10 protein-coding genes and 1 riboswitch are annotated in these 12,853 nt (G+C 72.3%); of the genes, 1 reads left to right on the top strand and 9 read right to left on the bottom strand.

Annotated elements, in window-relative coordinates:
* Positions 1 to 2 precede the first annotated feature (2 nt).
* The 5 genes from ACIRB7_RS31165 to ACIRB7_RS31145 all read right to left on the bottom strand — a co-directional run bounded on the left by ACIRB7_RS31165 (position 3) and on the right by ACIRB7_RS31145 (position 7,300).
* The gene (locus ACIRB7_RS31165) at positions 3 to 1,379 is read right to left on the bottom strand and encodes a serine hydrolase domain-containing protein (RefSeq protein WP_403605350.1); all 1,377 of its coding nucleotides are present in this window, start codon (positions 1,377 to 1,379) and stop codon (positions 3 to 5) included.
* 345 nt (positions 1,380 to 1,724) lie between these two features.
* The gene (locus tag ACIRB7_RS31160) at positions 1,725 to 2,375 is read right to left on the bottom strand and encodes a thymidine kinase (protein WP_403605348.1); all 651 of its coding nucleotides are present in this window, start codon (positions 2,373 to 2,375) and stop codon (positions 1,725 to 1,727) included.
* Between the two features lie 50 nt (positions 2,376 to 2,425).
* Complete coding sequence (locus tag ACIRB7_RS31155; protein ID WP_403605345.1) at positions 2,426 to 3,631, bottom strand: alkaline phosphatase family protein; 1,206 nt, start codon at positions 3,629 to 3,631, stop codon at positions 2,426 to 2,428.
* Complete coding sequence (locus ACIRB7_RS31150) at positions 3,631 to 4,227, bottom strand: DUF5998 family protein (RefSeq protein ID WP_351215835.1); 597 nt, start codon at positions 4,225 to 4,227, stop codon at positions 3,631 to 3,633. Before ACIRB7_RS31150 ends, ACIRB7_RS31155 begins: the two co-directional genes overlap by 1 nt.
* 40 nt (positions 4,228 to 4,267) lie before the next feature.
* The gene (locus tag ACIRB7_RS31145) at positions 4,268 to 7,300 is read right to left on the bottom strand and encodes a GNAT family N-acetyltransferase (RefSeq protein ID WP_403605341.1); all 3,033 of its coding nucleotides are present in this window, start codon (positions 7,298 to 7,300) and stop codon (positions 4,268 to 4,270) included.
* A 217-nt stretch (positions 7,301 to 7,517) separates the two neighbouring features.
* Between ACIRB7_RS31145 and ACIRB7_RS31140 the strand changes: the two genes are divergently transcribed.
* Entirely contained in the window at positions 7,518 to 7,799 is a 282-nt protein-coding gene (locus ACIRB7_RS31140) for an HPr family phosphocarrier protein (protein WP_015036698.1), read from the top strand.
* Between the two features lie 155 nt (positions 7,800 to 7,954).
* On the opposite strand, the gene ACIRB7_RS31135 is transcribed toward ACIRB7_RS31140, so the two are convergent.
* The 4 genes from ACIRB7_RS31135 to ACIRB7_RS31120 all read right to left on the bottom strand — a co-directional run bounded on the left by ACIRB7_RS31135 (position 7,955) and on the right by ACIRB7_RS31120 (position 12,777).
* Positions 7,955 to 8,638 carry a GntR family transcriptional regulator gene (locus tag ACIRB7_RS31135; protein WP_403605338.1) on the bottom strand — a complete coding sequence of 228 codons (684 nt, stop codon included), beginning with the start codon at positions 8,636 to 8,638 and terminating at the stop codon, positions 7,955 to 7,957.
* A gap of 184 nt (positions 8,639 to 8,822) precedes the next feature.
* Positions 8,823 to 9,593 carry a M23 family metallopeptidase gene (locus ACIRB7_RS31130; protein WP_403605335.1) on the bottom strand — a complete coding sequence of 257 codons (771 nt, stop codon included), beginning with the start codon at positions 9,591 to 9,593 and terminating at the stop codon, positions 8,823 to 8,825.
* Between the two features lie 12 nt (positions 9,594 to 9,605).
* Positions 9,606 to 9,771: riboswitch (cyclic di-AMP (ydaO/yuaA leader) on the bottom strand.
* A gap of 247 nt (positions 9,772 to 10,018) precedes the next feature.
* The gene (locus ACIRB7_RS31125; protein ID WP_403605332.1) at positions 10,019 to 11,416 is read right to left on the bottom strand and encodes a M16 family metallopeptidase; all 1,398 of its coding nucleotides are present in this window, start codon (positions 11,414 to 11,416) and stop codon (positions 10,019 to 10,021) included.
* Positions 11,413 to 12,777, bottom strand: a complete 1,365-nt coding sequence (locus ACIRB7_RS31120; protein WP_403605329.1) for a M16 family metallopeptidase — start codon at positions 12,775 to 12,777, stop codon at positions 11,413 to 11,415. Before ACIRB7_RS31120 ends, ACIRB7_RS31125 begins: the two co-directional genes overlap by 4 nt.
* Positions 12,778 to 12,853: the final 76 nt, after the last annotated feature.

Genomic DNA, 12,853 nt, shown 5'->3' with positions numbered 1-12,853 from the left:
GCTCAGGCGGCCTGGCGGGAGGCGGCCCCCGCCCTGCGCAGGGTCCGGCCGTTGTACTGCATGAGGTCGGCCGGGCGGCCCTTCCCCGAGCTGAGGAAACGGCCGCTGAACAGCACGTCGTCCCGGTCCTCGGCACGCACGCTGAACACGAGGTCGGACCCGATGCTGAGCACGCCGGAAACACCGCTGTCGGCGTCCATGCGCAGCGTGCCGCCGGTCGATTCGTGGGACACCCGGATGGCGAGTTCCCCGTTGACGAACTCCCCGGTGAGCGCGGCAGCCTCGTGGTAGGGACGGCCGGCGGGCGCGGGCTGTTCGTAATGACCGACGCGCAGGCCGAGGGTGCGGTGGAGCTCGCCGACCAGGTCGAGCCAGGCCGCCAGGCCGGTGGTGGAGTTGGTGGTGAAGGCGAGTGCCGTACCGCTCGCCGGGTCGACGCGGACGTTGCAGGAGCCGCCGTCGAGGGTGCCGTCGTGGCCGAGCCACAGGACGTCCCCGCCCGGGTAGAGGCCCCATCCCGCGCCCCACCCGGCTGCCAGGCCGAACGGATCGGCGGCCGGCACGGCGCAGCCCATCGCCGCCAGCGCCTCGGGATCGGCGATGTCGGCGTCCAGGGCCTCATGGCCCTCGCCGAGGAACGCCCGTCCGAAGCGGACCAGGTCGGTGGCGCTGCCCGCGATGCCTCCGGCGGCGGCCAGCGTCGACTCGCAGTAGAAGTCCACGGGTTCGGCGCGGCCGGTCCGTGCGTCCACGGCATGGCCGCTCACGGTGGCACCCGGGACACGGCCCGTGCGCGGATCCTCGACGAACGCGAGATCGAGTCCGGCCGGGCGCGCCACGTAGGACTCCATGGAGTCCCACCAGCTCTGCCCGGTGAGCACCTCGATCACGTACGCGGCCACGGCGTAGCCGGTGTTCGAGTACGAGAACGTACTGCCGGGCACACCGAAGTGTCCCTCGCGCACCACCGACTCGAAGTAGCGGCGCAGGGAGGGGGAACGCAGGGGAGCGCCCTCATGGTCGGAGACGAGTCCGGCGGTGTGGCTGAGCAGTTGGCGCAGCGTCACCCTGCGCATCGGATGGTCCACGGCCACGCGCGTGTGCCCTGCGACGCCCGCGAGGAGCTCGGTCACCGGCGCGTCGAGCTCCGCCTCGCCCTCCTCGACCAACTGCATGACGAGCGCGGCCGTGAACACCTTGCTCACCGAGCCGTAGGCGAAACGGGACCGGGGGGACACCAGCGCGTCCGACCCGATCCGCTCGACACCGGCGCAGACCTCCCGGAGCGTGCCGTCTCTGTAGAGGGATAACTGGGCCCCCGGTATCCGGTGTTCACGGATCAACCCGTGCACCGTGTCGGAGAGGACGTCGACGTCCATGATCTCTCGTACCCCCGTTCGAGAGTGCCGCGGCCTCGCGGCCGGTCGACCTGATTGGGATGGCTGGCTCTACCTGTTCGGTAGGGCCAGCCGGACTACTGTCCCAGACTCATCTATACCGTCAGCGATCTCAAGATCTGCCCCCTCAAGCCGAAATCCGCATGTCAGCGCCGCGCTACACGCGCAGACCGGGCGGTTCGGGGCCCTGTCACGCACGGTGGCAGGTGTGATGTGCGCTGCTCCCGTGTGACCGATTCCGCCAGGGTGACCACCGGAGCCGGCGGTTGCCGACCGCGTGCTGCCGTGAGGCGTACGCGTCACCGGGCGCTCAGCACCTCGGAGCCGTCAGGCGTGGTTGACGGGGAGGACGTCCGGGGAGAGCGCGCCCGCGTGGGCGGAGGCCGAGGTCATCCGCTTGCGGTGGTGGCGGCGGCAGAGGACCTCGTAACCGACCTCCCCCGACGGCCGGTTCACGTCCCCGACCACGACCTGCTCACCCTCGACGACCATCTCCCCGTCCACCGTACGGGCGTTGTGCGTGGCCCGCGCACCGCACCAGCACAGCGCCTCGACCTGGAGCTGCTCGAGCCGGTCCGCCAGCTCGATCAGCCGCTGCGAGCCGGGGAAGAGCTTCGTCCGGAAGTCGGTGGTGATGCCGAAGGCGAAAACGTCCAGGCCGAGGTCGTCGACGATACGGGCGAGCTGGTCGATCTGGTCCGGCCCGAGGAACTGCGCCTCGTCCACGATCACGTAGTCGGCCTTGCCGCCCTGGGAGAGCTGGCCCACCAGATAGGCGTACAGGTCCATGCCCTCGCCGGCCTCGACCGCCTCCGTGACCAGACCGAGCCGGGACGAGAGCTTGCCCTCGCCCGCCCTGTCATCACGGGTGAAGATCACGCCCTGTAGCCCGCGAGCCGACCGGTTGTGCCCGATTTGAAGTGCCAATGTGCTCTTCCCGCAATCCATGGTTCCGGAGAAGAAGACCAGCTCGGGCATGACGGGTCGGGACCTTTCAGGTCGTGGGAGGGAAGGAGGGAGAGCGGTGCTCAGGAACGGACTTCGAGCAGCGGGACGAGCTGCTCGGCGGGGGTCATCGACCCGTGCATGCCGACCATCGCGGACTCGTGGGGCTCGTTGACGGAGGCGGTGATCGCCACGTCGTCGTGGGCCGCGGCGACGACGTCGCCGATCCGGCCGTACACCCGCTCGTCGATCTCGTCGCCGAACCAGCCCAGGGAGATGGCCTCGTCGCGGCTCGCCACCCAGAACTGCTCGCCGATCACCTCGCGCCAGCAGGTGAGGACGTCCGCCTCCGCGCCGGGCACGGCGTAGACATGACGGGCCCGCCCCTCGCCGCCGAGGAGGGCGACGCCCGCGCGCAGCTCCCAGTCCTCGTCGAAGTCGATGCGGTGCTGCTCGTCGAAGGGGATGTCGACCATGCCGTGGTCCGCCGTGACGTACAGGGCGGAGCGGGGCGGCAGCTGCTCGGCGAGCCGCTGCACGAGCCGGTCGACGAACATCAGCTGGCCGCGCCAGGCGTCGGAGTCGATGCCGAAGCGGTGCCCGGCGCCGTCGAGTTCGCTGTAGTACGTGTAGACGAGCGAGCGGTCACCGGCGGCGAGCTGCTCGGCCGAGAAGTCCATGCGCTCCTCGCCGGAGAGCCGCCCGTGGAACGCTCCGCCGCTGAGCGCGACCTTGGTGAGCGGGGTCTGCTCGAAGATCGGGGAGGACACCTGGGCGGTGTGGATCCCGGCCTCGTGCGCGAGCTGGAAGACGGTCGGGTACGGCTGCCAGACGTGCGGCGCCGTCCACGGCTTCCAGCGCAGCTGGTTCATCAGCCGGCCGGTCGCGGGATCGCGCACGGTGTAGCCGGGCAGCCCGTGCGTACCCGGGTAGCGGCCGGTGCCGACGGAGGCCAGCGAGGTCGCCGTGGTGGCGGGGAAGCCGGCCGTGACCGGGCGGCCCGTGCCGCCGCGCGAGGAGCCGAGGAGCGAGGTCAGATAGGGGGCCTCGTCCGGGTGGGCCTTGATCTGCTCCCAGCCGAGCCCGTCGATCAGGAAGAGGCAGTTCCGGTCGGCCGGGGCCAGCTCCGCGATCCGGGACGTGAAACCGGGCACGCCCTGGCCGGCGACGAGCGTCGGCAGCAGGTCGGCGAGGGAGCCGGAGGCGTACTCGGGGACCGGCGCGGTCTCCGGGGCGAGCGGAACCGGATCGTCGGGCCAGCCGTGGTTCGCTACCGCGGGCTGCACCATCAGCGGGCGGGGGCGGCGGTGGCCGCGATGGCTTCGGAGAGGGCCTGGGCGAAGACGAGGGTCTGCCGGACGGTGTCCGGGCCGTCCCCGGCCTCGCTGACACGCAGGCTGAGGTCGTCGGCGGTGGCGTTGCCGGTGTAGCCGTGGTCGGCGTCGCAGTTGGAGTCGCCGCAGGCGGCGGGCTCCAGGTCGATCCGGGAGACGGCACCCCAGCCGATGGTGAGGACCACCTCGCGGGGCAGCGTGCCCGGCGTGTACGACTCCGGGTTGGCCACCACGCGGCTGACGACGACGGACGAGATCCGGTCGAGCTTCACGGACTCGGTGGACGTCGTGGCGTACGGGGTCGGGGAGCTGGTGTCGGCGGCCTGCTCGTCGGTGTGGCTGACGATGAAGCGGTGCGGCGTCAGGACGAGGACGGTGACATGGCGCCGGACCTCGTTCGCGTCGAAGGTGGTCTCCTGGTGCACCACGTACGACGCGACGGCCTCGCCGCCGACAGCGGCCTCCACCGCCTCGGCCACGAGGGCCGGGTAGTAGCCGCTGCGCTCGATCGCCGCGCGCAGCCCCTGGGTCGTCGTACCGGTCTTCGCCATGGACTCCATCCTACGGGGCGGTGGGGGCCCCTCAGGCCGTTCAGTAACTCGGGAGGCTGCGCGGCCCGAGGTCGGTGCGGGGTGCCGGCGGGGCCAGCCGGACGGTGGCGCCGAGGACGGAAAGGCCGCGCGGTGCCACGACCACCGGCTCCAGGGAGACGGCGACCACCTCGGGATGGTCGTCGACGAGCCGGGAGACCCGGAGGAGGACTTCTTCGAGGGCCGGGGTGTCGACGGGGGCGGAGCCGCGCCAGCCGAAGAGCAGCGGGGCGGTACGGAGGGAACGGACGAGTTCGGCGACGTCCCGGTCCGTGGCCGGAACCAGTCGGTGGGCGGTGTCGCCGAGCAGCTCGGACGCGGCGCCGGAGAGGCCGAAGGAGAGGACGGCGCCGACGGCCGGGTCGATGGCGGACCGTACGACCGTGTCGACACCCCGGGGCACCATGGCCTGCACGACCGGCTGGAGCTCCTCGGGCTTGCCGAGGACCTCGGTCAGCTCGGCGTACGCCGTGCGCAGCTGTTCCTCGGACGCCAGGTCGAGCCGTACGCCGCCGAGGTCGGGGCGGTGGCGGAGGTGTGGCGCGGTCGTCTTGAGGGCGACCGGGTAGCCGAGCCGGCCGGCGGCCGCGACGGCGGCGTCGGGCGTCGGCGCGGGCAGGGTCGGCAGTACGGCGATCCCGTACCGCGCGAGCAGCTCCCCGGCCTGCTCGGTGTCGAGGGTCACCCCCCGGGGGTCGGCCTCCTCGCCGCTGCCGAGCACCCGCTCGACGAGCGCCGCGGCCCCGGCCTCGTCGATGTCCTCGTACTCGGGCACCCGCCCGGGATCGGCCGCCTGCCGCCGCCACTGCCCGTACCGCACGGCTTCGGCCAGCGCCCGCACGGCCCGCTCGGCGGCGGGGTAGGCGGGGATGGTGGGGGTGGTGGCCCGGGGTACGGCGCCCGTGGTGCTGACCGTGTCGGCTGTGCCCGCGGTGCTGACCGTGTCGGCTGTGCCCGCGGGTGCCTGCGCCGTGGCGGGCCGGGGATCGGCCGGGGCCGCGGGGCTGCTCTGGGCCTCCGTTCCCGTGGGCCGGAGACCGGTCACCGACCCCGTACCGCCGCCCCCTCCCTTCCCCTGCGCCGCCGGTCGCGTGCTCGTCGCGATCGCGAGGGCCTCCGCGAGGCCGCCCATCTCGACGTGGACGACGACGACCGGCTTGGTCGGGGCCGGGGCCGAGGCGACGGCCTCGCGGAGGCTGGCGGCGAGGACCTCCCCGTCGCCGAACTCGGTGGCGCCGTTCTCGCCGACCCAGGGGATCGCGTTCACGACGACCGCGTCGGAGGTCTCGTCCGCGAGCGCCGCGGCCAGCGCGTCCCGGAAGTCCGCCGGCTCCGCCGCCGTCGTCAGGTCGAGCGGCCGCAGCGGGCGCAGCCCCTCCGTCAGGCAGGCGTCGTACGTGAGGAGGCCGAGGGACTCGGAGTTGCCGAGGATCGCGACCCGGGGCCCGGCAGGCAGCGGCTGGGCGGCCAGGAGCAGTCCCGCGTCCACGAGTTCGGTGACCGTGTCGACGCGGATGACCCCGGCCTGGCGGAGCAGGGCCGAGACCGTGGCGTGCGGGATGCGGGTGACGGGCACCCGGTGGCCGGGCGGGGCGCTGCCGCTGTGCCGGGCACCCTTGACGACGACGACCGGCTTGACGGCGGCGGTGCGGCGGGCCAGCCGGGTGAACTTCCGGGGGTTGCCGATCGACTCCAGGTAGAGGAGGACGACGTCGGTCCCGGGGTCGTCGTACCAGTGCTGGAGGAAGTCGTTGCCGGAGACGTCGGCGCGGTTGCCCGCCGAGATGAAGGAAGACAGGCCCGCGCCACGCCGGTGCAGTCCGGCGAGGAGGGCGATGCCGATCGCGCCGGACTGGGTGAAGAGTCCGATGCGCCCGGCGGCCGGCATCTGCGGTGCGAGGGAGGCGTTGAGCCGGACGTCGGCGGTGTTGATGATCCCGAAGGCGTTGGGGCCGATGATCCGCATCCCGTACGAGCGGGCCTGACGGACGAGCTGGCGCTGCCGCTCGCGCCCTTCCGCCCCGCTCTCCGCGTACCCGGCGGAGAGGACGACGAGGCCCCGTACGCCGTGCTCGCCGCAGTCCGCGACGGCCTCCGGCACCCGTTCGGCGGGGACGGCGACGATCGCGAGGTCAACGGTCTGCCCGATGGCGCCGACGGAGGGGTACGCGGGGACGCCGTCGAACTCCGCGGCCGCGCCCTCACCCCCGGCGCCCCCGGCGAGCGCGGCGAGCGCGGCGTTGACCGCGTACACGCGTCCGGTGAAGCCGGCCCCGAGGAGGTTACGGAGGACCGTGCGGCCGACGCCTCCGGCGGCGCGCCCGGCTCCGACGACGGCGACCGACCGGGGGGTCAGGAGGCGCTGCACGGAGCGCGCCTCGGCCCGCTGCTCCCGTGCGCGCTGGACGGCGAGGGAGCGGTCGGTGGGTTCGAGGTCGAGGTGGAGCCGTACGGACCCGTCCTCGAAGCTGCGCTTCTGGGTGTAGCCCGCGTCCGTGAAGACCTTGATCATCTTGGTGTTGGCGGGCAGGACCTCGGCGGCGAAGCGCCGGATGTCCCGCTCCCGCGCGACCGCCGCGATGTGTTCGAGGAGGGCGGAGGCGACTCCGCGTCCCTGGTGGGCGTCCTGGACGAGGAAGGCGACCTCGGCCTCGTCGGCCGGCGCGGAGGCCGGCAGTCCGCGCTCGTTGATGCGGTCGTAGCGGACGGTGGCGATGAACTCGCCGCCCACCGTCGCCGCGAGCCCGACCCGGTCCACGAAGTCGTGGTGGGTGAAGCGGTGGACGTCCTTGGCGGAGAGCCGGGGGTAGGGGGCGAAGAAGCGGTAGTACTTCGACTCGTCCGAGACCTGCTCGTAGAAGCTGACGAGGCGGTCGGCGTCGTCGGCGGTGATGGGCCTGATGCGCGCGGTGCCGCCGTCGCGGAGCACGACGTCCGCTTCCCAGTGGTCGGGGTAGTCGTGGTCCGGTGGTTCCGGACGCGCCGGTCGTGCCGGGTGTTCCGCCGCTTCCGACTGTTCCGACGCGCTCTGCATGGGGTCAGCCTACGGCCGCGACACGGCGGTGGCACGGGTCGCGCGGTGGGTGTACGCCGTGCATGGTGGGGTCACTCCGTGCAAGGTGGTGAGCACGCCGTGGGCGGCGGGGGCGGGCCGAGAGGCGGTCCGGTCCCGGGCCGAAGGTCGGCGTGAGCACGGAGCATCCCGTGAGAGACTGGTCTAGACAACCGCTTAAGACTTGAAGGGCAACACCATGGCTGAGCGCCGCGTCAACGTCGGCTGGGCCGAGGGCCTGCACGCCCGCCCCGCGTCCATCTTCGTCCGTGCCGCCACGGCTTCCGGCGTTCCGGTGACGATCGCCAAGTCCGACGGCACCCCGGTGAACGCCGCCTCCATGCTCGCGGTGCTCGGCCTGGGCGCGCAGGGCGGCGAGGAGATCGTCCTCGCTTCGGAGGCCGACGGCGCCGAGGCCGCTCTGGACCGTCTGGCGAAGCTGGTCGCCGAGGGTCTCGACGAGCTCCCCGAGACCGTCTGACCCGGGTCGACCTCTCCCGTACGACGAAAGGCCGTGGCCGCCGGAATTCCGGCGGCCACGGCCTTTCGCATTTCCACCGACCCGGATTCGGCCCGCTTTTGGGCAGCACGGAACGCGGGCCACGGAATTGCTATTCTTTGTATACGGTGTGCGCGTTAATTCCGGACGCTCGCCGTGTTGACGACATGTTGCGAAACCCTCACGTGCCCGCGCTCCGGCCTTTTGAGCCGGTGCAGCGGCTGCGAGCGCTCCGCGTGCAGCGCGGTCAGCGCCCGCGCGCGCTCGGCGTCACCGCGCGCCACGGCGTCCACGATCGCGCCGTGTTCGGCCCAGGCCTCCACCGGCTGAGCGGGCTGCTCGACCGCGTACATCCAGGCGATCTTGTGGCGCAGCTGGGTCAGCAGCGCTGTCAGGGCCGGGCTGCCCGAGGCCTGCGCCAGCGTCTCGTGGAACCAGCCCCCGAGCGAGCGCAGGTCCTCGCCCTGGCCCCGTCTCGCCCGCTCCTGCCCCAGTCTGACCAGGCCCCGCAGCACCTTGAGGTGGGCCTCGGTGCGCCGCTGGGCGGCACGCGCGGCGCCCAGCGGTTCGAGCAGCGCCCTCATGTCGAGCAGGTCGGCCGCCTCCTGCTCGGTGGGCTCGGCGACGTGCGCGCCCGCGTGGCGGCGGGTGACGACGAAGCCCTCGGACTCCAGGGTGCGCAGGGCCTCGCGGACCGGGACGCGGGAGACGCCGTACCGGCGGGCGAGCTGTTCCTCGGTCAGCCGGCTGCCCCGCTCGAAGACGCCGGAGACGATGTCGTCCCGGATCGCCGTGCATACCGAGTGCGCGGGAATGCGCATGTCCGACCTCCGCCTTGGTCTGCGCGAGACAATTCTGCGACGCCTGTTCTGCGCCCGATCTGCGACTCTATTGCAGCGCGCCGGAATTTCCGATGCCTCAGCGAAATATGGAAGCCTTTTTGACCGACGAAAAGCCCCGGCTCAGCACGAGCCGGGGCTTTTGCGACGTTGAGGTGGGCGTGCGTCAGACGCTGACGCCGCGCGCGCGGAGGTAGGCGAGCGGGTTGATGTCGGAGCCGTACTCGGAGCTCGTGCGCGCCTCGAAGTGGAGGTGCGGGCCGGTCGAGTTGCCGGTCGAGCCGGAGATGCCTATCTGCTCGCCCGGTTCGACGCTCTGGCCGACGTACACGCCGATGGAGGAGAGGTGGCCGTACTGGGTGTACGTGCCGTCGTTCATCCGGATGACGATGTTGTTGCCGTACGCGCCGCCCCAGCCGGCCTCGACGACGGTGCCGGAGCCGACGGAGACGACACTGCTGCCGTAGCCGGCGTGGAAGTCGACGCCGGAGTGGCTGCCGGAGGACCAGAGCGAGCCGCCGGTCTGGTAGCCGGTGGAGACGTACGAGCCGGCGACGGGGAGCTGGAAGGAGTTCAGGCGGCGGCGCTCGGCCTCACGGGCGGCGCGCTCCTCCGCCTCGCGGATCTCCTTGGCGCGGGCCTCCGCCTTGCGCTTCGCCTCGGCCTCGGCCTTCGCCTTGGCGGCGGCCTCGAAGGCCTCCTGCTCCTGGGCGGCGGCCTGGGCGTTGATCCGGTCCACGAGGGAGTCCTCGGTGATCACCTTGGTGAGGCCGGTGTCCTCGACGGAGCGGTTGTCCGCGTCGGCGGCGAGCGCCGGGGAAGCGAGGGTTCCGATGACGCCGGTGGTGGCGAGGGTCGCGGCGCCGGCGAAGCCCACGCTGCGGCGCGCCATCCGGCTCGACCCACGATGCTTCCCGGTGGCACGGGTGAACGCCATGTAGTGGCTGATCCTTTCCTTCCTTCTCGCCTACCGGGTTAGCTGACGGGTTCGGAGCAGGAAGGTCTCCTACGAGCCCCTCCGTACGAGACGAAGGCGCCCGATTCACCCCAGGGACTACGTATGGGTCCCCGGCTCCCCAGGCTCGCGCCTGACGGGGACTCGGCGATGACTGTCCGGGTGCCGCGGGTGCGGCGGGTGCAACTGCCGAACAGACGCACCGACGCTATGCGGATCATCTTTCAATCACCAACCGGACTCGCCAGTTTGTAAGACATGCCACAGGGCAAACGATCACCCTTGCGCTTAATACGGACAAAGGGGAGGGCTCCGACGAAACATGCCGTCGGAGCCCTCCCCTTACCGGATCAGAGCCGGGTCAGACCGTGTCGGAGCCGGGCCGGGAGCCGGGCCGGGAGCCGGAATCAGCCGGTCACGACGGTGACTTCACCGATGCCGAGCGCGCGCACCGGGTCCGCGATCTGCGCCGCGTCGCCCACGAGCACGGTGACGAGCCGGTCCACCGGGAAGGCGCTGACCACGGCCGCGGTCGCCTCGACCGTGCCGGTCTCGGCGAGCCGCGCGTACAACTGGGCCTGGTAGTCGTCGGGGAGGTGCTGCTCGACCTGGTCGGCGAGCGTCCCGGCGACCGAGGCGGCCGTCTCGTACTTGAGCGGGGCGACCCCGACCAGGTTCTGCACGGCCGTCTCGCGCTCGGCGTCGGTGAGACCCTCGGCGGCCAGCGTCCGCAGCACCTTCCACAGGTCGTCGAGCGCCGGGCCGGTGTTGGGCGTGTCGACGGAACCGCTGATGGCGAGCATCGCGGCGCCGTTCCCCTGGCTGTCGGAGCGCAGTACCTGCCCGAAGGCACGCACCCCGTACGTGTAGCCCTTCTCCTCCCGCAGCACCCGGTCGAGTCGCGAGGTGAGGGTGCCGCCGAGGCAGTACGTGCCCAGGACCTGGGCCGACCAGACGCGGTCGTGCCGGTCGGGGCCGATCCGTCCGATCAGCAACTGGGTCTGGACGGCGCCGGGTCGGTCGACGATGACGACCCGTCCGGTGTCGTCGGCCGAGATCGGCGGCATCGGGAGCGGCTCGGCCGGCTCACCGGTCCAGGCGCCCAGGGTCTCGGCGAGGACCTTGTCCAGGTCGACGCCGGTCAGGTCGCCGACGACCACGGCGGTGGCCGTGGCGGGCCGGACGTACGCCTCGTAGAAGGCGCGGACCGCGGCCGCGTCGATCGCCTTGACGGTCTTCTCGGTGCCCTGGCGCGGCCGCGAGATCCGCGACTCGGCCGGGAAGAGCTCCTTGGAGAGCTGCTTGGCGGCGCGACGGGCCGGATTGGCCGTCTCGTGCGGGATCTCGTCGAGCCGGTTGCGCACCAGGCGCTCGATCTCGGTGTCGAGGAACGCCGGGGCGATCAGGGCCTCGGAGAGCAGCCCGAGCGCCTTGGGCAGCCGGGAGACGGGAACCTCCAGGGAGACCCGTACGCCCGGGTGGTCGGCGTGCGCGTCGAGCGTGGCGCCGCAGCGCTCGAGGTCGGCGGCGAACTCCTCGGCGCTGCGCTGGTCCGTGCCCTCGGAGAGCGCGCGGGCCATGATGGTGGCGACGCCGTCGAGGCCGGCGGGCTCGGCGTCCAGCGGGGCCGGCAGGAACAGCTCCACGGCCACGACCTGCTGGCCGGGACGGTGGCTGGTCAGCAGCGTCAGACCGTTGTCCAGCTTCCCGCGGTCCGGGGCGGGGAAGGCCCAGGGCCTGGCGGCACCGGGCTCCGGCTGCGGGTGGAAGTCCATGCTCGTCAAAGACACGGCAGCGTCGGTCACTGGTCCGCTCCCTCTGCATCGTCATCGCCGTCGGCGGTGTCGTCGTCGCTCTGTTCGGTCGCCAGGGGCTCGTAGACGAGCACCGCGCGGTTGTCGGGGCGCAGCTTGGCCGCGGCGGCCGCCCGCACCTCGTCGGCGGTGATGTCCAGGACCCGGTCGACGGCCGTGAGGGCGAGCTGCGGGTCGCCGAACAGCACGGCGAACCGGCACAGTTCGTCGGCGCGGCCCGCGACGGTGCCGAGACGGTCGAGCCACTCGCGCTCCAACTGGGCCTGCGCGCGCTCCATCTCCTCCGGCGTGGGGCCGTCGGCGGCGAACCGGGCGAGCTCCTCGTCGACGGCCGCCTCGATCTGCGGGACCTCGACGCCGCCGGAGGTCTTGACGTCCAGCCAGCCGAGCGAGGGCGCTCCGGCGAGCCGCAGCAGGCCGAAGCCGGCGGCGACGGCCGTGCGGTCGCGGCGGACCAGACGGTTGTGCAGACGGGACGACTCGCCACCGCCGAGGACCGTCAGGGCCAGGTCGGCGGCGTCGCACTCGCGCGTGCCGTCGTGGGGCAGCCGGTAGGCGGCCATCAGCGCGCGGGCCGGGACCTCCTCCTCGACGACCTCACGGAGCTGCTCGCCGATGACCTCGGGCAGGTCGCCGGGGCGCGGTGCGGGCTTGCCGTCGTGGCCGGGGATGGAGCCGAAGTACTTCTCGACCCAGGCGAGGGTCTGCTCCGGGTCGATGTCGCCGACGACCGAGAGCACCGCGTTGTTCGGGGCGTAGTACGTGCGGAAGAAGTTCCGCGCGTCCTCCAGGGTGGCCGCGTCCAGGTCGGCCATGGAGCCGATCGGCGTGTGGTGGTACGGGTGGCCCTCCGGGTAGGCGAGGGCGGTCAGCTTCTCGAAGGCCGTGCCGTACGGCACGTTGTCGTAGCGCTGACGGCGCTCGTTCTTGACGACGTCCCGCTGGTTCTCCATGGACTCGTCGTCCAGTGCGGCGAGCAGCGAGCCCATGCGGTCGGCCTCCAGCCAGAGCGCGAGCTCCAGCTGGTGCGTGGGCATGGTCTCGAAGTAGTTGGTGCGCTCGAAGCTCGTCGTGCCGTTGAGCGAGCCACCCGCGCCCTGCACCAGCTCGAAGTGCCCGTTGCCGTGGACCTGCTTCGAGCCCTGGAACATCAGGTGCTCGAAGAGGTGGGCGAGGCCCGTGCGGCCCGGGACCTCGTGCCGCGAGCCGACGTCGTACCAGAGGCAGACCGCGGCGACCGGGGTCAGGTGGTCCTCCGAGAGCACCACCCGCAGCCCGTTCGCCAACCGGTGCTCGGTCGCTGTCAGGCCGCCGGAGCCGGCCTCGGCCGTGGCCGTGTGACCCATGGGCATGTACGTCCCTTCGATCGCGATGTGAAAAAGTCCTGCCACTGTATGCAAGCGCGCCGACACCTGGCGAAGTTCCCGC

The sequence above is a fragment of the Streptomyces sp. NPDC093795 genome, from assembly GCF_044764665.1.
Taxonomy (GTDB): Bacteria; Actinomycetota; Actinomycetes; order Streptomycetales; family Streptomycetaceae; genus Streptomyces.
This window is presented reverse-complemented; position numbering and strand designations above follow the sequence as displayed.